Consider the following 22,691-nt stretch of genomic DNA (forward strand, 5'->3'; position numbering starts at 1 on the left):
CGCTCCGTTCAGGGTTCTATAATCCAATTGGGCATTAGAACAAATCAAAATCTAGATCCAATACATCTTCTCAATCATATTTTATTTTAAGATTAATTGTTGATTTGAAATAAACTCTTCCATTTTTATATTTCAACTTCGGGCCAGCGTCCCATACCTGATGCTTTTCATACTTTTTTAATAATTCATTGTAATCTATATCAGGTTGATTGAGGTAAGAAAAGTCAATCCATGAATCTTTACATTTTAAATTAATTAAAACACTAATCGTGGCTACAAAGCAAGTACGGGGATATAAAATTAAAGGGTAACGTGGGTTATCATTAAATCCACGTTCTGCATCTTCCTGGCTAACCCAAAGATCATAACGAAAACAATCATTTTCGGAATAACCTGTACTTAATCGAATAGTATCCCTACTGAGAATTTTTGCTTTGAAAGTTGTAGAAACTCTTAAGCAAATTGGAGCAGAAGTATTATTAAATATCATTAGCTCTCCAGTTCGTAAAGTAAGACTATCAGAAATTTTAACTTCACTAATAATCTTAAACTTGGATTCCTGAGACCACAAAAAGTGATTTAATAATAAAAATGAAATTGCAAATAAGTATTTCATACGAGCCTATATCAAGTGTTTTTTAAAAGGTAGTTTCCTACTCCACATTCTAAACACATTTTCCTATCACAATATTGTGTTTTCAGTTCAATTAATGCCTGGCTATCGTAAGCAGATCTATTTTCAATTCCAAGATGTTTAAATCCTTTTGTAATGGAGTTGGATTCAGCAGCCGTTTCTTCGAGCCATTGCAAGGCTTTCAGTTTATATTTTTCTTCTTGATGATAGTTGCCGTAGGCAAACAAAACCGGACAAACTGTGTTGATGATAATATTATCGATCATTGTTGTTCCCAGTTTTTTCTTTCTGAATGCAGACTCTTCATCAAACCGGTAATGATAATGCCAGTAGTCATTAGCTGTTACATCAAACCATTTCTTTACCTCAGAAATAGATTTTGCTTCTTTAATTTTTGAGAATAAATGTGATGACTCAGTGATCAAAACCGCCAGTTGCGCCAGGCGTATAGTTGGAAAATTTCCCGGCCGCATTCTTAAAAAATGAACAGGAATATGAACAGGTTTAAGATCATATTTCTTTTGAAGAAATTTATATTCACGTTGCAGCAGTTTAGGATAATCTTCTTTAAAATCTTCATTCAACAGATCTGCCTGTCCCAATAGCAAAGCTTCCACCTGGTGAATTTGATTTTTATGTTTTGCCAAAACATTTACCGGAATTGATTTTGCAATTGCTTCAAATGCATCGGCATTTACTTTTATACCGAAGTTGCGGGCAAGCATCCACCAGAAACTTTCTTCCCAGTGATCATTATTCTGTTGTTGAAATATTTCAACAGCTTTTGCTTTGCGCAGCAACCGTTCGGCCAGCAATCTTTCTTTCCAGCTTTGCCAGGTGATATCTCTTACTGACTGAATACTATTTTCACAAGGAATAAAAGAAGATGAATTCATCAGCTCTTCATAACGCTGCAGCAATAATTTGGAAACACGGTTCTTTAATTCGAGAACAGGAATGGAATGATCACCCGGTTCATTTTGCCAAACCACATGCAGAATTACATTGTTGTAATTTTCATCACCTTCATGTTTATGTTTTACCCAATCAGTACTGTTTACATGCAGCTCTACCCTGCCGGCCCAGGTTGTTTTTCCAATTTTGATCTTTGCATCGGTAAAATCCGGCCCTTGATCAGTATTGTAATGACCGGGAAAAATGATCTGCAATTCTTCACCTGCAACAGTAGTTAATTCTCCTTTATTGAAATACTGGAATTGCCAGATGAATTGAAGTAGGCGTTCGGTTATACCCCCTGTCCCCCTAAAGGGGGAACTTAGATTTGAAGAGTCTTTTAGTTTTATTTCGTTGGCCATGGAATAAATTGACTTTTCAAAATTAATGAATGTCAACTCCCCTTTAGGGGCTGGGGGTTTAGTTCTTGTAACACTCTCACCACCCTGCTTACAGGCAAACCCATCACATTATAAAAATCTCCATTAATAGATTTGATACCCACCACGCCGATCCATTCCTGAATGGCATAAGAGCCGGCTTTATCGTAAGGTTTACATTTATCTACGTAGAATTCTATTTCTTTTTCCGACAATGAATGAAATTCTACTTCGGTAACATCTGCGAATGTGATCTCCTTATCTCCTTTCCTGATCACAACTCCGGTTATTACTTTGTGCTTTTCACCCTGCAATGCCAGTAACATACTTACCGCCTCTTCACGATGTACCGGTTTCCCGATGATAGCTTCACCCAACACAACAATTGTATCTGCTGCGAGTATAATATCATCTGTCCCTAATTTTTCCTGAACAACCGATGCTTTATTCTGTGCAATATGAATAGCTATTTCCTCAGGTGATAAACCGGGCGGATAAGTTTCATCCGAATCACTACTGATCGCTTCAAATGGTATTTCGGCCCATTCCAGTAATTGTTTTCTTCGTGGAGATTGTGATGCGAGTATTATTTTCTGCATGAATCAAAGATAGTATTTGAAGAATATCATGGATACAATACCTGTGAGCATAATAATTTTTGCCAGTGTGCTCAGCAAGTGAAAATCTTTTTCTGTTTTTGACTTATACAATAGAAACAAAAAATAAGCAAGGGGTAAAACGATCAATGCCGTACTATAAACGATCGGCCACCACCATTCGAATTGAATTACATATGCCTGGAGTATTACCATCGCAGCCATTAAAACGATCAGCCACACTGCTACATAAACTTTCGTCGCATTTACTCCCCATACGATGGGCATTGTTTTGCAACCATAACGCATATCACCATTCATATCTTCCATATCCTTTACTGCTTCGCGAATGAGTGAAATTATAAATGCAAAACCTCCGTATAAAAACCCCAGTCGTAAAATTCTTGCATTTATCGCCTGGCCATGCACAGAACTGCTCCAGACCTCTGCCAGCATAAGGATGATTATAACCCATGCTGTTAATAATGAAATAAGAATATTCCCCGATAACAATTTCTTTTTTAATGTAACCGAATAACCAAACAAACCCATCACGCAGATAGTATTCAGAATAACAATAAACCACAAACCGGTTTTCCATGAAACATAAGCGCTGAGTAACACACCTGAAAAACTTAAAATGAAATGCCACAGAATAGCCCATCTCCTGGAAATGACTGAATCCACCACATTGCCGCTGGGTTTGTTTACCAGATCAATATTGATATCAAAATAATCGTTGATGATATAACCGGCAGCTGCAATTAAAACTGAAGCAGCAGAAAGCAGCCAATAATTTAGTCCTTCAATAACCGGGGGCTGCCCTGCTCTTTCCAATACAGGGTAAATAATAAACGTATAAAACAAGAATTGTGTAAGCGCAATAAAAAAAAGATTGATGGGCCGTGTCATGCGGAAAAAAGCGGCGATCAATCTCATGCAGTTAATTTTTGGGAAAGATAACTTGTTTAGTTCGGAGTTCGTAGTTCGGAGTCGGGAGTCCTGACTACTAACTCCAGACTCCGAACTCAATACTATTTCGATACAACATCAGTTCCGTAATTCCATTTGCCCTGTACTTTCAGCACCTTTTCAATTACTTCTCTTACACAACCGAAGCCACCATTTATCGGAGAAATATAATGAGCTATATCTTTTACTTCCGTAACAGCATCTGCAGGACAGGCACTGACACCGCAGTGTTTCATTACTTCAAGATCGGGCAGATCATCAGCCATGTAAAGCAGTTCATTCCACTTCAGGCCTTTTTTATTCATGTAGGTTTCTAAGAATTCTTTTTTATCAATTACCGTCATGTACACTTCTGTAATTCCCAATCTATTCAAACGATCGACAACAGGCTCTGATGTACCGCCGGAAACAATCACTACTTTAAATCCATTCCGGGTTGCCATTTGCAATCCAAATCCATCTTTGATATGCATTTGTCTTGCCTGCACTCCATTGGGCAATACGAGTACTGTACCATCAGTCAGTACGCCATCAACATCAAAAACAAATGTGGTGATCTTAGAAAAGAGTTCAAGAACGTTCATACCCCTAACCCCTAAAGGGGAATTTTAATTTGTAAATAATTCGTAATGTATAAAAATATCCGGAGGTTTCATTACTCCCCTTTAGGGGATGGGGGTATTATTTTTGGTTATCCCTCCACTCATATACCCATGAGCTTTGTATCATTTCAAGGTGGCCTTCATTGCTTTCTTCACGTTTGCCCTGAAAGTTTGGAACCTGTAATACCCATTCCAGCAAATCAGTAAAACGGACACGATAAATTTTTCCTTCATTGAAATCATCGCCAAAACGTTCATAGAGTTTCAATGCAATGTCTTCGTAATCGTTCCAATTTATCGGGGGTTCAAAATGAGTCATAGTTTTGATGTGCGAATGTGCAGATTTGCAGATGTGCAAATAAGCCATGATTTTAAATATTTATATTTCAATATTTCCTTCAACCTGAAATTCATTCGCAAATCTACACATCCGCAAATTCGCAAATTACTCTCCCAGGAACTGTGTCTGGTCAGGAATGGTTACTTCTATTTCGCCGGCACCATCCATTAATAATGACTGGCAACCCAACCGTGAATTCAATCTTGGATTAACAGCCCTGTCTATAAAATCTTCTTCCTTATCAGTTATTTCGTCAATAAACTCCATTCCTTTATCAATATATAAATGACAGGTGGTGCAGGCACAAACACCCCCGCAATTATGATGCAGGTCTATATCATTTTTTAAAGCGAGTTCCAGCAAACTCTGCCCCTCTTCAACATTATTATAAATTACAGGCTCCAGTCCTTTTTGCTCAAATTTCAGTTTTACCGTGTACATGCTTCGTCTTTAATTGGGTTGCAAATCTAATGGATATGAGAATAAAAGGGGTTACTTGTTTGGGAAAAGATAGTCAGTCAGCAGTATTCAGTCAGCAGCCGGCAGAGAGTAAAGTCAAAATGGTCAGATATGTCATAGAAGTCAATGCAATCCCTACTCGCCACTGGCTACTCGCTTTAATAAAGCAGCCTCACCTTTATCGTAGCCCTCACCTCTTTAAGTAACTGCTGTGCCTGGCCGGAGATACGCTTATCTACATCCAAAACCACGTAGCCAATGCTTTCATTGGTCTTTAAATACTGTGCAAGAATATTGATATTATGTTTTGAAAGCTGTGTATTGATCTCTGAAAGTACACCGGGAACATTTTCATGAATATGTAAAATTCGATGTGTTCCTTCTTGCGGTGGTAACGCTAATGCCGGTATTGTATGTGAACCATAACTGATCCCTTTCTCCAGGTAATTAAAAAGCTTTGAGCTTACATCATCACCAATATTTTGTTGTGCTTCTTCCGTGCTGCCGCCGATATGCGGTGTTAAAATAACATTTGGCACATCCTGCATCGGTGTTTGAAAATGATCGCCATTTTTTTCCGGCTCCCATGGAAATACATCGATAGCTGCACCGCCAATATGACCATCGATCATAAATTTTCGCAGCGCATCAAGGTCTACTACTTCTCCCCTTGCATAGTTAATGAGTATGGCGCCTTTCTTACATTGCTTAAGTGTTGTCTTATTAATTAAGTTTTTCGTTTGATCTGTTTCCGGAACATGAATCGTTACAATATCTGATTTGCCTAACAACTCTTTTAATGATCTTGCATCTTCTGCATTACCCAACGGCAATTTTCTTTCAATATCATAAAACAATACTTTCATGCCCATCGCTTCGGCCAGTACACTTACTTGTGAGCCGATATTTCCATAACCAATAATGCCCAGCGTTTTTCCACGTAATTCATAACTGCCTTTTGCATCTTTCATCCAGATGCCATCATGTGCAGCTTTATTTTTATCAGGTATGCGACGGATAAGCATAATGGAAAGACCAATCACAAGTTCCGCCACTGAACGTGTATTTGAATAAGGTGCATTAAAAACGGCTATACCATTCTTAGTTGCCGATTTCAGATCCACCTGGTTTACACCAATACAAAAACAACCAATAGCCTGCAGTTTTTTTGCAGCCTCTAATACATTTTTTGTGATCTGCGTTTTGGAGCGGATGCCAAGGATATGAACATCTTTGATCTCTTTGATCAGTTCCTCTTCGGTGAGAGCCTTGGTTATTTTCTCTGTTTGAACATACCCGTTTTGCTTAAAACTCTTTACTGCTACGTCACTGATATTCTCCAAAAAAAGAATTTTGATCTTGTCTTTAGGGTAACTTGTTTTAGCTGGTTCCATTGTGGCGCAAAGATGCGCATATCTGTTGAAAAAAATTCAAAACAGATGTTAGGGTGAATAAGGTTTGAAACCTTAATTTTGAAGTAATTCAAATCAATCCCAATGAAAAACAGATTCCCTTTTTCTGTACTGCTGGTTCTACTATGTGGCTGCACTCTTTTTTCTGACAAAACCGGCGAAAGTAAAACACCGGTAACAGATGACTCATTAAGTTATTATCCGCCGACGCCAGGTAAACTAAATCAAGATCAGTTCAGGATATATTACAGGCATATGTCATGGATCATAGATACAATATTACAAACCCGCAATTTTAATGGCGGTATATTAGTTGCAAAGGATGGCAATATCCTTTATGAAAAATATAAAGGCCTGAGAGACCTGAGAGGCACTGATTCCATTAATGCAGAAACTCCTTTTCATATCGCTTCTACTTCAAAAACTTTTACCGGGATCGCTACATTACGTTTAGTTCAGCAGGGTAAACTGAATCTTAATGATTCGCTACAAACATTTTTTCCGGGTTTTCCTTATCCTTCCGTTACTGTAAAGATGTTGCTAAACCACCGCAGCGGGCTACCCAACTATGTTTATTTTATATCTAGCAGCAGTCTCGCTAAAAAAAGAATGATCTACAACCAGGATGTACTGGATGTTTTAATGAATGAAAAACCAAATGCAGATTTTAAACCAGGTACACGGTTCAGTTATTCTAATACCAATTTTGTACTGCTTGCTATGATCATTGAAAAACTTACCGGCATTCCATTTCCGGATTATATGCAGCAAACTATTTTTACTCCGCTCCAAATGAAAAATACTTTTATTTTTACATGGAATGATTCTGCAAGAGTAACTATGTCTTTCACGCCGGGCGGCAGACTCTGGGTATATGATAATTTGGAAGGAACCTATGGTGACAAAAATGTTTTCTCTACTCCAAGAGATCTGTTGAAATGGGACCAGGCTTTATACACCGATCAATTGATCAGCAAAGCTCTGCTTGATTCAGCGTTTACACCTTATAGCCATGAACATCCATCTATTCATAATTACGGGTTGGGTTGGCGCATGATGAATTTACCAACCGGCAAAAACATAATTTACCATAATGGTCGCTGGCATGGATTTAATTCCGCCTTTGCAAGATTAACGGATGAAAAGGCAGTGATCATTGTATTGGGTAATCGTCAATCATCGCTACCCTACCAGGCTGTTATTAAATGTTATAATATTTTTGGCCCTTACTTCCCAAATGAACCAATACCTGAAGAAGAATTGGATGCTCAGGATACAGCTAAAAAAACTCAAGCTGTGAAGGAGCTTAATAAGCTAATAAATTCAAAAAAGAAGAAGAAATAATCATTTCGTTTTTGAATTTTCTTTACTGAACTTTGGTAGGAATTAAATACCAATGAAGATTCTTAATTCGGCGCAGATAAAAGAATGGGATAAGTATACCATTACCAACGAACCTGTCACATCTCTCAAACTGATGGAGAGGGCCTCAACAGCCTGCGTAAAATGGTTAGTGGAAAATAATTATACAGGTAAACAGTTTACTATTTTTTGTGGCAAAGGAAATAATGGCGGCGATGGTTTGGCAATGGCAAGATTACTTGCTTCAAAAAATAATACTGTTACTGTCTATATTCTTGAAACCGGTGTACCGGGCACTGATGATTTTCAGCAAAATCTTACCAAGCTTAAAAAGAAACCGGTTGCTGATATTCATTACATACAAGGCGAAGAACATTTTCCCCAGTTTAGTTATGGAGAAATAGTTATTGATGCATTATTTGGTTCAGGTTTGAACCGCCCTGTTGAAGGGCTTGCACAAAAACTAATTGACTATATTAATTCATCCGGTTGCGAGATCATCAGCATTGATATGCCATCGGGTTTATATCCCGATGAGTCATCGAAAGGAAATACAACAATACATGCTACGGACACTTTAAGTTTTCAATGTTATAAACCTGCCTTTCTTGTTGGTGAGAATGCAAAAGCAGTTGGTGATGTACATATATTGAATATTGGTTTGCATCAGCAGTTTTATGATGACCTGTTCACTACTTATGAAATAACAGATACAGAGATCATCAAAGCGATCTATAAACCCCGCAATCGTTTTACACATAAAGGCAATTATGGTCATGCAGCATTGATCGCTGGCAGTACAGGTATGATGGGCGCCGCTGTGTTGGCAGCAAAAGCTTGTTTACGAAGTGGTGTTGGTAAACTCACATGTTATGTACCGAAGACAGGTTATGAGATCATGCAGGAATCAGTTCCTGAAGCGATGTGCAGCATCAGTGGATTTAAAGATTACATAGAGATCACTGAAGGACTTGCCCGTTTTAATTCGGTCGGCATTGGCCCGGGCATTGGTTTATATGATAGCCATTACCAGTTATTGCAAAGTGTAGTTGCACAATTTAAAAAGCCAATGATAGCAGATGCGGATGCATTGACATTATTTGCAAATAATAAAGATCTCTTCACCCAGCTTCCTCCCTACTCTATCATTACGCCGCATCCAAAAGAATTTGAAAGACTGTTTGGAAAAACAAATAATGATTTTGAAACATTACAATTAGTACAGCAAAAAGCAAAAGAACATAAACTGGTAATAGTATTGAAAGGTCATCATACATTTATCGCTACTCCCGGCGGCAAAGGATTTTTTAACAGCACCGGTAATGCAGGTATGGCTACCGGCGGCAGTGGCGATGTGCTTACAGGTATTCTCACTGCATTACTTGCACAAGGCTATGGTGAAGTGGAAGCTGCTATACTCGGTGTTTATCTTCACGGACTAGCCGGAGATTTTGCTGCTAAAAAATATTCACAGGAAGCAATGATTGCTGGTGATATTGCAGAGAGTTTGGGTGAAGCGTTTAAGAAGATAGGAAATTGAGAGTATATGTCGCATAAAATTACATTGCTACAGTAGAAATTTATACCAGTCATTGTGTAAATTGCAGAGTTAATAGCAACACTGTCGGATACATGCAAATTCAAAACAAATACGAAATTTTAGAAGGACTTCCGACTTCCGGACCTATGTATATTCCTATATCGGAAGACGGTGTGGAATTTTATCATGAGGGGCTTGTAGTTCGTTTTTTTAAGGATGACGGAACCAATTGGGTTGCAAATTTTAAAACTGGTTGGACAAAGTATAGAAATGTTTTCGAGATACCCAACACCGACAAAATTGTAGTTATTGCAAATGGACAAGGTTATATAATGACACCTGCCCAGCAAAAACCTGTTTCCACTTTTGGATATGCAATAACAGATTTAATTCCTTCAAATGACGGGAGATTTATTGCGGTAGATATTACTGATTTAGTAATCATAAATAATGATGCGACAGTATGGAGAAGCCAAAGAATTTCATGGGACGGAATAGAAGAACTTAATGTTAATAATAATATTGTAACTGGACTTTCTTACGACCCAATGCATGACTCTGACGAATGGGTGAATTTCTCTTTCAATCTTGACACAAAAGAAATTACTGGTGGTAGTTACAATCGTTACCAATTTGAAGAATCTAAAAAGCCATTCTGGAAATTTTGGTAGCTAATTTATAAATTTAGCAGTTGAGGCATCTCAGAGATCAACAAGTCTGATATCCCTCCCTTAGAGTTATTAAATTCAAAGTGACAAACATACTTGGCTCGGGATGACAAGACTCTTAAAGAATGAAGATGGCAAATTAAGATTGAGTCTTTCTGCATTTAAACTCTTAAATAAAACCAAAAAAATGGTTTTTAGAAACTGGCTGTATTTTTTATTCAGCTTTAGTTTTAACTTCAGAATCATCAATTAATCCCAAAACCAAAGTATATGAAACAGCTACTCCTATTATTGCTATTTGCAGTACTCATTTCTATTCCCACTTTTGGCCAGGACAAGAAGATCGAAACAAACTATTCTGATCCTTTTCAAATCGACAGTTCTGAATATTTTGTGATACCAAAGCTTTTTGATAATGATGATAAAGAAGCGTATGGAAAAAGTCTTAACTATTATGCATGGGGAAGTTATACCAATATAATTTTTTATAATTCCAAAACAAACCAGACAAAAAAATTATTCAATCAATTAGCTCTTATCTCAAGTTTTAGTATTCCCCGTTATTATGATTACAAACCTGAGCCTGCATCATCACCGAATTTATTACCCGAGCATATTGTTTACCTGGCAAGAACTGAAAATTTCAACGGCGATAAATCACTCAACTCAGATGATCCCGTATATCTTTTTCTTTCCACAAAAACAGGTGATAACCTGAAACAAATAACACCCCAGGGCTTTCATGTTTATTCATGGACTGTTTCAAAAGATAAAAAGATGATCCTGGTAAAAGGGAAGGCAGATAAAAACGGTGATAAGAAATTCGGCCAGGGCGATGATGATATTTATTACCGCATCGATTTGAATACTGATATTTCAAAAATAAAATGCGAACCGATCAGTATGTAACGCTGGATTGATAAGAGCCGATTAAGTTTACCTACTTTTGGATGCCACCGGGCCGGCATCCCGGAAATTTTAAAAAACGACAAGAGTTCTACAAAAAAATACGCTATAGAAAAATATTAAGGTTACTATTTTATGCAAATGGGTATCAATAAGCATCTCACTTTAAACCCCTGCTCATGAAATACATTTTTACTGCACTACTCTTTACAGCAGTTTTATTTTTTGCCTGCGATCAATCCAAACAAACAGATCTGTTCAGTTTAGAAAATCTAAAAACAGAACAGTTTACTGTAAATACAGACAGGGATACAGTTTTACAAACAGCTAAAGGAGCAATCTTAAAGATCCCGAAAGGAGTATTAGCTTCTGCTGATGGCAAACCGGTGAAGTTGGAGATTAAAGAAGCTTATTCAATGGCTGATATTATTAAAGCAGGTCTTACAACAACTACCAACGGCCAACCACTCAGTAGTGGCGGTATGATATACATAAATGCTGCTAACGGACAAAATGTAACTATCAATGAAGGTATACAGGTTGCAGTTCCTTCAAACAATATCAGCAATGAAATGAAATTGTACAAAGGCGAAACAACCGCCGATGGAAAATTAAATTGGATAGAACCAACTGAGTTACCGGAGAATAGTCAAATAGCATCCATTAACCAGGGCGAAGGTCTGTTTCAGAAAAATTGTAGCAGTTGTCATGGCATAGGCTCAAGTGTAACTGCACCTGATCTTGCTCATTTTCTTAATCGCTTTCCCGATGTTGACCAGGAAAACTATTGGGGATTCCGGGCACATGGCCCTTATCCATCCAATACCGATAGTGCATCGAGCATTTCTTCTGAGCTAAGAGAAGTTGATACGGCTAAAAAAAAACAATATTCATTGCGTGAAAAATATCCTGAACACCGGTATTATCATGCAGAAGAAATTTATGCATGCAATCTATGGAGCATGACACCAAATGCCGGTCCGTCATTTACTATTTCCCGGGAAGACCTTGTTAGTATCTACAAATATGTTCAGTTGGAAAGCAATCGTAAAAATCTACCGATGCCGGCTCATGCTTACCTCGATGATTGTGTTGACAGTTGTATAAAATATATAGATCGTAAACAGTTTTTGACAAAACTGGAAAATGCAACAAAAGAAAAAAGAGAACAATTGATCCAGGAAAATGGCGTAATGGCCGAGGTAATTCCTGATCCAACCTGGGGTAACCCTAATGATACAGTTAATAATGCTGATTATTATAACTGGAAAGTGTCTCCTCAAAACTATAATGCTACCTATTATCAATTCCGCATTGAAACATTCGGCTGGTACAATATTGATATGTTATTACCCGAACGGGACGAGAATGTAAAAGAGAGTGAGTTATTTGCAAGCCTTAGCGGTGAATGGCAGGACAGGGTAAATATTTTCCTGATCATTCCTTCCCATAAAGTGTATGGCCAGGGTGGCCCGGCAGAAAGAAATCCAAAAGAGTTTGCATTCTTTAATGTAAATGGGAAACTGCCTTTACCCCAAAATGAAACAGCATTTATACTGGCTGTATCAGAAAAAAATGATAAGGTCGGTTATGCTTTAAAAGAATTTAGAACAGGTCTACGCCAGCAACTTGAAGTTGAAGTAAAAGAAAGTACGAAAGAAGAATTTGACCGGGCAATTGCTTTATTAGGGGTAAATCAAATGAATGTTACAGTTAAACCATCACTCAATGCAGATTCTATCCGCTTTGCAGATAAACAGCTAAAAGATATTGAAAAAGGGCTAAAAGATGCCGAACAACTTAAGCCAAAAAATTGTAGTTGTGAATGCGATGAGGGAGTCATTGGTTCATTTACAAAGCCGGTAGCATCTGTAAATAAAAAATAAAGTATTACACATTCATATCCGGGTTTACCAGATCGGCAGTCAATGAATCTCCTTTATGTGGTTTTGGTGCTTTCATTTTTTCTGTATTAATATGTTTTATCTGCACCAATGTTTCAAGACAATTGTCTACCATTTCTTTTGATGTACGCTGTATGTATTCGCTTTTTTTAAACTGCATTACGTTTTTATCCATATCCTCTGCTGTCCATCCTCTGCTCCAACCCAAAAAACTAAAAGGTGGAAATGTAAAACCGAGATCGGTAAAGAAGACCATCATCTGACCGGCTACCTGCTGAATATTATCCTGTCCGCCAGTAATGATAAATGATGCCACTTTATTTTTTATCAACACTCTATCTTTTAATGTTATCTGGTTTTGCACGCAGTTCAGTCGTTCTGCCATTCTGAAATACAGTGAAGACGGATTACCCCAGCGAATCGGCGTTGCTACGAGTAAAACATCGGCCCAGAGAATCATATCACGGTAAACCTCCGTCATTCCATCGTTAGGTTTCATTTCGGTGATACTGCATGGCCATGTACATGCATTCATATGCTGGCTGTAATAACCTTCGCATGCGCGGAATTTCAGATCACGCAGTTTGATCATTTTAGTTACAGCACCATGTTTTTCCTCTGCATATTTTAATGCCATATCTAATGCGGCTTCTGAGGTGCTGTAACGAGGTAAATTATCATTCATATTGGTAGTGGAGATACCAAGAATATTTTTTGATCCTGGAGTTGTCAGGTAATCCAACTTCACCAGGTCTTCTATTACTTTCAGATCATGTAATTCACGATGAGCTTTTTTAATAGGTTGAGCACTCAGTAAAATATCATCACCATCAATTTTTACTTCATACACGGCCTGCTGATCTTTATAACCCGGAGGTGCAGAACCGGTTTTAATATTATACTCCCAACCATGCCACGGACAGGTAACATACAAACCATCATATTTATTTTCCACCAAACCTAAACCCAGCGGACCAGCTTTATGTAAACATGCATTTGCAATGGCAGATATTTCATTATTATAATGAAACAACGCAACCTTGTGCGGGCCGCATTGTACAATCTTCTGACTATTGTTTGGTAATTCTGAAACGGAGCACACCCTGATATATTCCATAGTAATAGATTTTACGCAGCTAGTAAGTTGAGAAAAATAAAGGACTATCTGAAATATATTTTTTGTAAATAACTACTGACTAGCAAGCTCTTTAATGGCTTTGACCAACACATCCAGATCTTTTGGAGTAATATATACACTCGGTGTTATGCGGCAACCATGCACATTAGCATAATCAATTGCTACAGTATAGATTTTATATTTCTTTAAAAGTGTTTCTGCAAGATCAGCCGGCTTCATTCCTTTGATACCCACATTTGCAATAGCACATGAACGCTGATCATCTGCCGGCGTATTTAATATCACATTGGGTATGCTTCTTACTTTATCACTCCAGTAATGTTGCAGGTATCGAAGTCTTTCTTCTTTTCTTGCAGGCCCGAGCTTTTGATAAAAATCAATTGCATCTGAAATTGTAAGATCAGTATGACAAGGATGTGTACCGGTATGATTGAGACGATAAATATCTTCATCTTTTTTATCCTGTCCTGGCCCCAGCAGCGGCCATATATCTTTTATATTTTCCTTTTTTACATATAAAAATCCTGCGCCCAATGGAACACTTAACCATTTGTGTAAACTGGTACCATAAAAATCACAACCAAGATCAGGGATCTTATACTGGAAATGTGCAAATGCATGTGCTCCATCTACCAATACTTTTACTCCTTTTGAATGGGCCATATCACAGATCTTTTTTACCGGTAATATTTGTCCCGTAATATTGATGATATGACACACCATCAACAGTTTTGTTTTTGGAGTAATAGCAGATGCGTAAAGGTTTACAATTTCATCATCTGATGCAGGATGATTGGGAACGGAAACAATTTTATTTACGACACCATGACGCTTTGCAACGAGCTTAAACATATCGAGCATAGCTCCGTAATCCTGTTCGGCCATCACGGCTTCATCGCCGGGTTGCCAATACATGCCACCGATAACAGTATCTAATGCCTCGGTCGTATTTCTTGTAATAATTAATTCTTCTGTTGAGCAACCGGCGAGTTCAGCCAGCTTTGCTGCCATTATCTTTTTATCATCAAACCGCTTTGTCCGCATGTAGTAAGCAGCTTCAAAATTTATTTCACGAATATGCCTAATGTAATTTTCCAGCGTTTCCTGGGGCATAAAACTGTAATATCCATTTTCAAGGTTGATGTAATCAGGCTTTAGTTTATAACCACCTCTTACACCTTCCCAGAACTTTTCATCTTCAGCCAGTGCAGAAGGCGAAAGATGTTCGTATTGCTCAATGAGCTTTTCAAGCTGGCTTGCAGCAGGTATTCCCATTCCCATAATTGAAATATTTTTAATGAAGTTTCTTTTATTCATAAAAGAAAATAAAATTAATGCTCTACAAAATTCAGATCCTTACCAAAAGTTTCTTTTGTATACAAAGCTGAAATAAATCCAATCGCTAAAACAACAATGCCGGTTATCCATGCTGCCGTTACATATGAATTTTCTCCAACGATAACATTATTTCTTAAATACTGGAACAATAAAATTATCAGCGGCAAAAAACCACGTACCATATTCGGAATAGAGATAGCAGCCGTTGCCCGTAAGTTGGTGCCAAACTGTTCTGCACTCATAGTGATATATAAAACAGAAAGACCAGAGCCAAAACCTAATCCCATGCAAAGCAAGTACATATTTGTTGCGCTACCGCCACCTTTTGTAATAAAAAATAAAGCAATAAAGATTGTAATGATGCCATAATAGATCAACAAGGTTTTTTTCCTGCTCTTGATCCAGTTGCTGATGAGCCCGGCGCTAATATCACCAAAAGCCAGCGCCACATACTGTAACATCAATGATTTTGGCTGATCGAAATTTTTTATGCCGAACCGTTCAGCAAACTCATTTGAAAAACCAATCAATATTCCAATTACAAACCACACGGGTAAGCCGATGAATATTGAACGCAGATAGCGAAAGAATCGTTCCCGGCTTTTCAGCAACATTAAAATATTCCCCATCTGTACATTCTTTTGTTTTGCGAAATCATACATACCACTTTCCAAAATCCGTATCCGCAAAAAAAGTAACATCAAACCCATTCCACCACCGATAAAATAACAAAGCCGCCAGTCTTTACCACTTAAGTCATGAATAAAATAAGCAGCGATCGTTCCCATTACTCCACTGGTAGCAATAACGGTGGCAGCTAATCCTCTTTTTTCTTTTGGCAACAATTCGCTTGTCAAAGTAATACTTGCGCCTAATTCACCGGCCAAACCCAATGCAGCAATAAAACGTAGCCATTTATATTGTTCAACATCAGTAACAAATCCATTTCCAATAGATGCTAATGAATAAAGCAATATTGAACCAAATAAAACATTCTTGCGTCCTTTCTTATCGCCGAGTATTCCCCAAATGATGCCACCAATGACGAGTCCAATCATTTGCCAACTAATTATAGACTCTCCTACTGTTTTCATATCATCCTTTGCTACATGCAGGTCGGAAAGACTTGAGATACGTACAATACTATACAACAACAAGTCGTAGATATCTACAAAAAAGCCCAATGAACCAACGATCACTGGCAATGAAAGCAATCCGTACTGTTTTGGCTGCATGTTTACTTATTCAATTCAATCAATTAAAAATATGGTTTAAATGGTAACCTGAATAAAAAAAATCTCGGCTTTGGGAAAAACATATAAACTATCCTTTACCATTCCGATTCTCATTCAAGCCAAAATATTTTCCCATGAAATATCCACAATTTCATTTTCATTGTTGAAAAGTCCGCTCTCACAACCAAATAATTAACAAGTGTTGGTTGATTTTTATTTTTCTTTTATAAGCCGGGGTTACTTTTGTAAAAAGCAGGTATCAAACTGCGGCAATTAATTTGTGAACTGAATTATTAAACCTGTTAAATTTTAAAACATGGTACAGAAAACCTACTACAAAACAAAAGATTATTGCAAAGTGAAATTTTCTTTTGAAGCTGAGAATGCAAAATCAATCAAAATATTAGGCCTGAATGGCGACTGGAAAAAACCTGTTGCAATGACAAAAAAGAAAGACGGCAGCTTCGCAGCTGAACTGAATCTTCCAAAAGAAACCAAACACGAATTCAAATACCTTATTGACGGTAACGAATGGCTGAACGAGCCCCAGGCTGACACAGAAGTTGCCAATGATTTCGGTGGCAGCAACAGTGTGATCGTTCTTTAATCAACTTTCATATTAATTTATTGGCCGGGCAAAGTCTACTGAAACCTGGAGTAGATAATTGTGTCCGTGAATTTGCCCTTGAAGTAATTATTTTCTTTCAGGTAACCTTCTTTTACAAAGCCTGTATTTTCAAGTAATGCAGAGGAAGCTTTGTTACCTGCTTCAGTTCTTGCTTCAATACTATGAAGACCAAGGGAAGCAAATCCGTACTCTACGGTTAACCGGATAGCTTCTTTCATAATTCCTTTTCCCCAATGATCAGGACGAAGGATGTATCCTATCTCTGTACGATAATTATGCGGCTGCATATTCCAGAGACAAATAGTACCGATTATCTGTTGCGGATCTTCCTTTAATGCAATTCCCCAAAGGATAGCTTCATTTTTATCAATCCCTTCATTAAACTGTTCAATTAGTTTTTCAATTTCATCTAGAGTCTTTGCTGGTTCTCTTCCAATAAACTGCATTACTCTTTCATCGGAACGTAAAGTAAACAGCCCCTGTGTATCGGCTTTTGTTAATCGCCGCAATAACAATCTTGTTGAACTTAGTTCTGGAAATGGATCAAAATTTATTTGTAGCATATCATAATGATTTTTTATGCAGCCATTCTTGTTTTGTCATTTCAAATTTTATTTCTCCCTTACCATAAATCCCATTTTCTCTCCAGCCTGCGCTACGATAAAATTTTTCTGCCCTTGTGCCAGGTGAAGTACTGAGCCACACTTCATTTTTATTTTGCTCAAAATACCAATCGAGCATTTCTTCATGCAACTTCTTACCAATGCCCCTGCCTTCAAAATCAGGATGGATGAATAATGCCCAGATATTATTATCCTGCAGATCGGCAATTGCAAATCCAGCTATACGGTTATCAATTTCACACACCCAACCCCTGCCTCGCTTTGTAATAAAGTTTTCTACATCTCCATCCGAAACTAATGCAGGGTTTGATAAAACATTTTCTTTAACTGCATTGCGAACAACCTGTATTTGCGAAATATCTGTAAGAACTGCTTCCCTGAATATCATTTAAACTCCTGTTGTAATTGAAGTTCAAAGCTATTCAAAAAAATAACCGCTCCATAAATATGAAGCGGTCTGTTCAGGATTTATTTATCAAAGGCTAGTAAGGTAAAATAGTTGTGTAGCTGTTGCCGTTCGGACCTGTCCATGTCACTTTAAAATAATAGGCACCGACACCGGGACAAGTAGTCGGGTTACCCGCTGCATTCAATCCAAAAGTAGCTGTACCTGTAAATAGGTTGGTTTTATGCTCTACTGCACCAGCTGTCAACCGGAAGCTACAGTCCTGGCGGATGATCAGTGGCGAAGTAATAGCAGTTGTGAAGGCATTTCCGAAACGGTTAGTACCCCACTCTGCCACACCTGTTGTATTTCCTTCTGTGTGCAAACCAGTTGTCGTAATGACCGCACCATTATTATAGGTAAATACTCTTTGTTTATCCACCTGCCAGTTACGCTGTGTACCATCATTAAATGACAAAGACAGGTTACTACTGTTAATACGATGTGTTATTGAATTTAATATGGGCAGATTGGCAAGTAAACCACCACTTACATTTGTATAAGTTTGTGTACCATTGATGGTAACACTTTTATTATCTCTTAATCTTGTAATTTTTACATTTTGAAATGCAATCGTAACTGCGGCACCTGCATTTTTCCACTGTACTCCCTGAGCCATCGAAACAACGATAGCACCGGTACGTGTACGGATACCATTACAATTGCTGCCGCTGAAAGTAATTGTAATTGTCCTCGGATTGCTGACGGCGTCATATACGGCAGCAGCATCGCAGATCACTTCTTGTAAGCTTTGGTAGCGACCACTGAAAGTACCGTTTGATTCAATCGCGACATTTGTTTCATTCAAAATTCCATCCAACTCACCAGAAAATTGTGATTCATCTTCAGCATGTGCAGCTATTTCATCGTTATCATTTTCTTTGGTCGTTTCTTTTTTACATGATGAGAAAACCAAAGTAACGGCTAAGGCGGAAAGAACCAGGATGTGCTTTTTCATAAAATCAGATTTTAAAATTTATTATTTGATAAATTTTGGAGGTATAAGATTGTAATAAAATTCCACATCACCACAGTATGCAGTTGTAATACTTGCCAGAAATACGAATGAATCGGGATTTTCGCAAACACTAAGGGGAATTGTACGAACAAAAATTGCGATTTCAGAACTTGATCAGCATCCTGATCTTTCTTGCCAACGGAACGAGGTTGAGGTATTTGATATTTAAAAATTCATAATGACGAACCATGAGTAATGTTATCGCTGGTTCTTTTGCATCGATTGCGAGATTAAAACATTCCAATGCTTTTTCCCTAGCACCTGCTCTTGCATAATCCATACCCATCCATAGATTGGAAATATATTCGCCGGAAGCCCGGAGTTTTTTATAGGTGTCCTCTACCTCAAATATCAACCGCATAATATCCTTACTACGATAATATTCTACCAATCCCTGGTTACCACCTTTTGTTGCAGCTTTGATCGCTTCTTCAGTATTACCCAAAAACCAATACAATCTTGACAACTCACAATACATCTCTTTCTGTTGTGCAGGGTCGAATGCAAATTTTTCAATGAGGCTTTTTTGCAAGGCAATTACTTCGTCCTGGTTGCTTTTATTTGCCAGTGCCCGTATTTTATTTTGCAATAAATAGATCCAGAGCTGGTTCAGCTCACTTCCTTCGTGGTACAGTTCGACTGCCTTTTCAATTTCTCCTTTCGCTTCGTGTATCAAGGCCAGCCATAAATAAACATTGGACTGACCGGGATTTAATTCAATTGCCCGGCGATAAGATTTTTCTGCTTTCGCCCACTCAAATGTCTGATGATACCAATAGCCTAATGATGCATGTATTTCCCCGGAATTGGGATCCAACTTCAATGCTTTATCTATATGCTGCCTTGCGATCGTAAGCATTTTATCCGGTTCATCATAACCGCGATATGATGCCAGCAAGTGAGTATCCGCCAGTCCTGAATAAGCATTGGCAAATGATCTATCTATTTGAACTGCCTGCTGAAACAAATCCCTTGCCTGCAACATATCTGTCTTGTTTCTTTTTTCAATCAAAAAACGTCCACGCAGGTACAGGTCGTATGCATGCAGATCAGTCGTAGGTGTATGATCGAGGCTTTGTGTTTCTTTATTAGAAATTTTTGCATTCAATACCTGCGCAATGGCAGTCGCAACGTCCTTCTGAATATTGAATAGATCTTTTACAGGTTTATCATATGATTCCGCCCAGAGATGATCATCGGTAGTAGCATTGATCAACTGTGCGGTTATTCTTACATGTTCTCCCATTTTCCGCACACTACCTTCTAATATTGAGGCTACTCCCAGCTCCCGGCCTATCTCTCTCATGGATTTTGGATTCTTCTTGTATTGCATCACTGATGTACGGGAAACAACTTTTAATGATTTTATTTTTGAAAGCTGGGTGATAATATCTTCTGTCAACCCATCACTAAAATATTCCTGTTCCTGGTCGCTACTCATATTTTCAAATGGCAATACAGCAATACTATTTTGCTGGATCTTTAAATCATTCAGGCTATCCTGCAATATGCTTTCAAAATCAGGACGGCCGGTTTTAGTTACCAGTTCGTAAATATGTACCGGGTTTTTTACATTCTTTAGTTTTACCTCTTTCAAATAAACAGCATCGAGTCCCTTTTTATTTTCAATATTTCTATAAACAACTTCTGAAATGTAAATACCTCCTGCAGGAGCTAATGCCTGTATCCGGGATGCGATGTTTACCACATCTCCAAAAACATTACCATCCTGAAGCAACACATCACCCATATGTATGCCAATACGCACAGGTACTTGCGGTTCTTCTGCAAGATCTTCCTGTAAGAGTTTTGCAAACTCCGCAGCATCTGTAGAACTTTGAAAAAGTAACAGGCTGCCATCACCATAGTATTGAATGATTTTTCCGTTTAGTTCATCTGCCACCAGTTCCATTTCTTCGCGGAATCGGGTGATTTTGGCAACAGCAGCTTCTTCATCCTCCTGCATCATGGATGTATACCCGACAATATCGGCGAAAAGGATAGCGGCTAATTGATGTGAATGTTCTGCCATGGAATGGAATCGGGTCGCAATTTACTGAAAAGAAGTCTTTCAGATTCCGAAAGATAAGTAAGCGGCAATGAAATCTTAGTTTATTCTTCAATTGTGAATTTCGGGTCAATAAATTTTCATTCCGAATAAGGCAAAGAATAATAATTGTTGACTAAAAAGTTAAATTACCCGAGTGGCTGCCAGGAATTTTTTAGAGAACCTCTCCATTGATCATTACCTTATCGATAAGATTATTTCCAAAAGCATAGGGCAAATAAGCAAGCGAAGGAACTGGTTTTGTAAAAACCAGGTTTGCTTTTTTTCCAACTGTAATGCTTCCGGTTTCATTTTCCAATTCCATTGCATAAGCACCATTTATTGTCGCTGCATTAATAGCTTCTTCAGGATACATTTTCATTTGTATGCAACTCATGGCAACAACAAGGTTCATATTTCCGGAAGGAGAAGAACCGGGATTATAATCAGAAGCCAATGCAATTGCACAACCGGCGTCTATTAATTGGCGTGCCGGTTGAAAAGGCATGCGAAGAAAAAAAGCCGCAGTTGGCAACAGCGTTCCGATCGTATTTGACTTAGCAAGTAAAGAAATCGTTTGCGTATCCATCGTTTCCAAATGATCAACAGAAACAGCGTTGAGTTTAACACCAGTTTCCACACCGCCTGATAAATTGAGCTGGTTGGCATGGATCTTTGGTTTTAATCCATGATTCATTCCAGCACGACAAACTATTTCGGTTTCTTCGGATGAAAAAAAACCAGTCTCGCAAAACACATCGATGTAATCGGCCAATTTCTCTTTTGCGATCACAGGCAGCATTTCATTTATGATCAAATCCAGATAGCCTTGATGATTTTCTTTATATTCCAACGGGTAAGTGTGTGCACCAAGAAATGTTGATTTGATCAACAGGTTTGATCTCTCTTTTAGTTTTTTTATTACCCGAAGCATTTTCAATTCGCCATCAACTGTCAAACCATAACCGCTTTTGATTTCAATAGCACCTGTACCCAGCTTGCTTACTTCTTCCAGTCTTTTCCATGCAAGATTGAAGAGATCATCTTCACTCATTGCATTTAATTTCCTGGCTGAGTTCAAAATGCCTCCGCCTTTTGCAGCTATTTCTGCATAGGTTAATCCTTTTATCTTATCAACAAATTCTTCTTCGCGACTTGCTGCAAAAACTAGATGCGTATGACTATCACACCAGGCAGGAAGAATAAATTGGCCTGTTGCATCAATGTGATGTACAAAGGAAGATGTACGATGTACGATGTCATTTTGATTACCATACTCAGCTATGACTCCATCCTCGATTACCAGGTAAGCATTTTCAATTACTGGTAATACTGAAAGTTCTTTTCCGCGAAGCACCCGATAGCTATCGGGTTTATTTTCTTGTCTTGTGTTGACAAGACATTTAATATTTGTAATAAGTGTAGCCGGCATTAGTAATTTTAATTTGATGTAAAGACTTTCACCCAATCTACCTGCATTGTGCCGGTTT

The 22,691-nt window shown here is 38.0% G+C and carries 20 protein-coding genes and 1 pseudogene; 6 read left to right on the forward strand and 15 right to left on the reverse strand.

The window, feature by feature from the left end:
- Positions 1-70: 70 nt before the first annotated feature.
- The 7 genes and pseudogenes from E6H07_16020 to serA form a co-directional block, all read right to left on the reverse strand.
- Positions 71-616: a hypothetical protein gene (locus E6H07_16020; GenBank protein ID TMI62909.1), complete on the reverse strand. Its 546-nt coding sequence runs from the start codon at positions 614-616 to the stop codon at positions 71-73.
- An 11-nt stretch (positions 617-627) separates the two neighbouring features.
- A complete protein-coding gene (locus E6H07_16025) occupies positions 628-1,884 on the reverse strand; it encodes a DUF2851 family protein (GenBank protein ID TMI63091.1) in 1,257 nt (418 codons plus the stop codon).
- A gap of 98 nt (positions 1,885-1,982) precedes the next feature.
- Positions 1,983-3,503: pseudogene (gene maf, locus E6H07_16030) on the reverse strand (septum formation protein Maf).
- Between the two features lie 95 nt (positions 3,504-3,598).
- A complete protein-coding gene (locus E6H07_16035; GenBank protein ID TMI62910.1) occupies positions 3,599-4,120 on the reverse strand; it encodes a 3-deoxy-D-manno-octulosonate 8-phosphate phosphatase in 522 nt (173 codons plus the stop codon).
- Positions 4,121-4,217: 97 nt separating this feature from the next.
- Complete coding sequence (gene iscX / locus E6H07_16040) at positions 4,218-4,457, reverse strand: Fe-S cluster assembly protein IscX (GenBank protein TMI62911.1); 240 nt, start codon at positions 4,455-4,457, stop codon at positions 4,218-4,220.
- 126 nt (positions 4,458-4,583) lie between these two features.
- Positions 4,584-4,919, reverse strand: a complete 336-nt coding sequence (locus E6H07_16045; GenBank protein ID TMI62912.1) for a 2Fe-2S iron-sulfur cluster binding domain-containing protein — start codon at positions 4,917-4,919, stop codon at positions 4,584-4,586.
- Between the two features lie 176 nt (positions 4,920-5,095).
- Complete coding sequence (gene serA / locus E6H07_16050; GenBank protein TMI62913.1) at positions 5,096-6,331, reverse strand: phosphoglycerate dehydrogenase; 1,236 nt, start codon at positions 6,329-6,331, stop codon at positions 5,096-5,098.
- Between the two features lie 102 nt (positions 6,332-6,433).
- Between serA and E6H07_16055 the strand changes: the two genes are divergently transcribed.
- From E6H07_16055 to E6H07_16075, 5 genes are all read left to right on the forward strand, one after another.
- Positions 6,434-7,693, forward strand: coding sequence for a beta-lactamase family protein (locus tag E6H07_16055; GenBank protein TMI62914.1), 1,260 nt, complete (start codon positions 6,434-6,436; stop codon positions 7,691-7,693).
- 52 nt (positions 7,694-7,745) lie between these two features.
- Complete coding sequence (locus tag E6H07_16060; GenBank protein TMI62915.1) at positions 7,746-9,251, forward strand: NAD(P)H-hydrate dehydratase; 1,506 nt, start codon at positions 7,746-7,748, stop codon at positions 9,249-9,251.
- Between the two features lie 92 nt (positions 9,252-9,343).
- A complete protein-coding gene (locus E6H07_16065) occupies positions 9,344-9,922 on the forward strand; it encodes a hypothetical protein (GenBank protein ID TMI62916.1) in 579 nt (192 codons plus the stop codon).
- Between the two features lie 267 nt (positions 9,923-10,189).
- Positions 10,190-10,828 carry a hypothetical protein gene (locus E6H07_16070; protein TMI62917.1) on the forward strand — a complete coding sequence of 213 codons (639 nt, stop codon included), beginning with the start codon at positions 10,190-10,192 and terminating at the stop codon, positions 10,826-10,828.
- A gap of 176 nt (positions 10,829-11,004) precedes the next feature.
- Positions 11,005-12,711: a cytochrome c gene (locus E6H07_16075; protein TMI62918.1), complete on the forward strand. Its 1,707-nt coding sequence runs from the start codon at positions 11,005-11,007 to the stop codon at positions 12,709-12,711.
- A gap of 4 nt (positions 12,712-12,715) precedes the next feature.
- Here E6H07_16075 and E6H07_16080 read toward each other — a convergent pair whose 3' ends face one another.
- The 3 genes from E6H07_16080 to E6H07_16090 form a co-directional block, all read right to left on the reverse strand.
- Positions 12,716-13,846 carry a Rieske 2Fe-2S domain-containing protein gene (locus E6H07_16080; protein TMI62919.1) on the reverse strand — a complete coding sequence of 377 codons (1,131 nt, stop codon included), beginning with the start codon at positions 13,844-13,846 and terminating at the stop codon, positions 12,716-12,718.
- Positions 13,847-13,918: 72 nt separating this feature from the next.
- Entirely contained in the window at positions 13,919-15,184 is a 1,266-nt protein-coding gene (locus E6H07_16085; protein TMI62920.1) for an aminotransferase class V-fold PLP-dependent enzyme, read from the reverse strand.
- 14 nt (positions 15,185-15,198) lie between these two features.
- Positions 15,199-16,440, reverse strand: a complete 1,242-nt coding sequence (locus tag E6H07_16090; protein ID TMI62921.1) for an MFS transporter — start codon at positions 16,438-16,440, stop codon at positions 15,199-15,201.
- 316 nt (positions 16,441-16,756) lie between these two features.
- On the opposite strand from E6H07_16090, the gene E6H07_16095 reads away from it, so the two are divergent.
- The gene (locus E6H07_16095) at positions 16,757-17,047 is read left to right on the forward strand and encodes a hypothetical protein (GenBank protein ID TMI62922.1); all 291 of its coding nucleotides are present in this window, start codon (positions 16,757-16,759) and stop codon (positions 17,045-17,047) included.
- A 35-nt stretch (positions 17,048-17,082) separates the two neighbouring features.
- On the opposite strand, the gene E6H07_16100 is transcribed toward E6H07_16095, so the two are convergent.
- From E6H07_16100 to E6H07_16120, 5 genes are all read right to left on the reverse strand, one after another.
- Entirely contained in the window at positions 17,083-17,631 is a 549-nt protein-coding gene (locus tag E6H07_16100) for a GNAT family N-acetyltransferase (GenBank protein TMI62923.1), read from the reverse strand.
- A gap of 1 nt (position 17,632) precedes the next feature.
- Entirely contained in the window at positions 17,633-18,079 is a 447-nt protein-coding gene (locus E6H07_16105) for a GNAT family N-acetyltransferase (GenBank protein ID TMI62924.1), read from the reverse strand.
- Positions 18,080-18,173: 94 nt separating this feature from the next.
- Positions 18,174-19,094, reverse strand: coding sequence for a hypothetical protein (locus E6H07_16110; protein TMI62925.1), 921 nt, complete (start codon positions 19,092-19,094; stop codon positions 18,174-18,176).
- Positions 19,095-19,257: 163 nt separating this feature from the next.
- A complete protein-coding gene (locus E6H07_16115) occupies positions 19,258-21,186 on the reverse strand; it encodes a tetratricopeptide repeat protein (protein TMI62926.1) in 1,929 nt (642 codons plus the stop codon).
- A 190-nt stretch (positions 21,187-21,376) separates the two neighbouring features.
- The gene (locus E6H07_16120) at positions 21,377-22,633 is read right to left on the reverse strand and encodes an imidazolonepropionase (GenBank protein TMI62927.1); all 1,257 of its coding nucleotides are present in this window, start codon (positions 22,631-22,633) and stop codon (positions 21,377-21,379) included.
- Between the last annotated feature and the right edge of the window lie 58 nt (positions 22,634-22,691).

It is taken from the genome of Bacteroidota bacterium, from assembly GCA_005882315.1.
In the GTDB taxonomy this organism is placed as follows: Bacteria; Bacteroidota; Bacteroidia; order Chitinophagales; family Chitinophagaceae; genus VBAR01.

What these genes read in the sequence shown, in the direction of transcription:
- E6H07_16020 (TMI62909.1), bottom strand. Translation starts at nt 616, where the DNA reads ATGAAATACTTATTTGCAATTTCATTTTTATTATTAAATCACTTTTTG.
- E6H07_16035 (TMI62910.1), bottom strand. Translation starts at nt 4,120, where the DNA reads ATGAACGTTCTTGAACTCTTTTCTAAGATCACCACATTTGTTTTTGAT.
- iscX (TMI62911.1), bottom strand. Translation starts at nt 4,457, where the DNA reads ATGACTCATTTTGAACCCCCGATAAATTGGAACGATTACGAAGACATT.
- E6H07_16045 (TMI62912.1), bottom strand. Translation starts at nt 4,919, where the DNA reads ATGTACACGGTAAAACTGAAATTTGAGCAAAAAGGACTGGAGCCTGTA.
- serA (TMI62913.1), bottom strand. Translation starts at nt 6,331, where the DNA reads ATGGAACCAGCTAAAACAAGTTACCCTAAAGACAAGATCAAAATTCTT.
- E6H07_16055 (TMI62914.1), top strand. Translation starts at nt 6,434, where the DNA reads ATGAAAAACAGATTCCCTTTTTCTGTACTGCTGGTTCTACTATGTGGC.
- E6H07_16060 (TMI62915.1), top strand. Translation starts at nt 7,746, where the DNA reads ATGAAGATTCTTAATTCGGCGCAGATAAAAGAATGGGATAAGTATACC.
- E6H07_16065 (TMI62916.1), top strand. Translation starts at nt 9,344, where the DNA reads ATGCAAATTCAAAACAAATACGAAATTTTAGAAGGACTTCCGACTTCC.
- E6H07_16070 (TMI62917.1), top strand. Translation starts at nt 10,190, where the DNA reads ATGAAACAGCTACTCCTATTATTGCTATTTGCAGTACTCATTTCTATT.
- E6H07_16075 (TMI62918.1), top strand. Translation starts at nt 11,005, where the DNA reads ATGAAATACATTTTTACTGCACTACTCTTTACAGCAGTTTTATTTTTT.
- E6H07_16080 (TMI62919.1), bottom strand. Translation starts at nt 13,846, where the DNA reads ATGGAATATATCAGGGTGTGCTCCGTTTCAGAATTACCAAACAATAGT.
- E6H07_16085 (TMI62920.1), bottom strand. Translation starts at nt 15,184, where the DNA reads ATGAATAAAAGAAACTTCATTAAAAATATTTCAATTATGGGAATGGGA.
- E6H07_16090 (TMI62921.1), bottom strand. Translation starts at nt 16,440, where the DNA reads ATGCAGCCAAAACAGTACGGATTGCTTTCATTGCCAGTGATCGTTGGT.
- E6H07_16095 (TMI62922.1), top strand. Translation starts at nt 16,757, where the DNA reads ATGGTACAGAAAACCTACTACAAAACAAAAGATTATTGCAAAGTGAAA.
- E6H07_16100 (TMI62923.1), bottom strand. Translation starts at nt 17,631, where the DNA reads ATGCTACAAATAAATTTTGATCCATTTCCAGAACTAAGTTCAACAAGA.
- E6H07_16105 (TMI62924.1), bottom strand. Translation starts at nt 18,079, where the DNA reads ATGATATTCAGGGAAGCAGTTCTTACAGATATTTCGCAAATACAGGTT.
- E6H07_16110 (TMI62925.1), bottom strand. Translation starts at nt 19,094, where the DNA reads ATGAAAAAGCACATCCTGGTTCTTTCCGCCTTAGCCGTTACTTTGGTT.
- E6H07_16115 (TMI62926.1), bottom strand. Translation starts at nt 21,186, where the DNA reads ATGGCAGAACATTCACATCAATTAGCCGCTATCCTTTTCGCCGATATT.
- E6H07_16120 (TMI62927.1), bottom strand. Translation starts at nt 22,633, where the DNA reads ATGCCGGCTACACTTATTACAAATATTAAATGTCTTGTCAACACAAGA.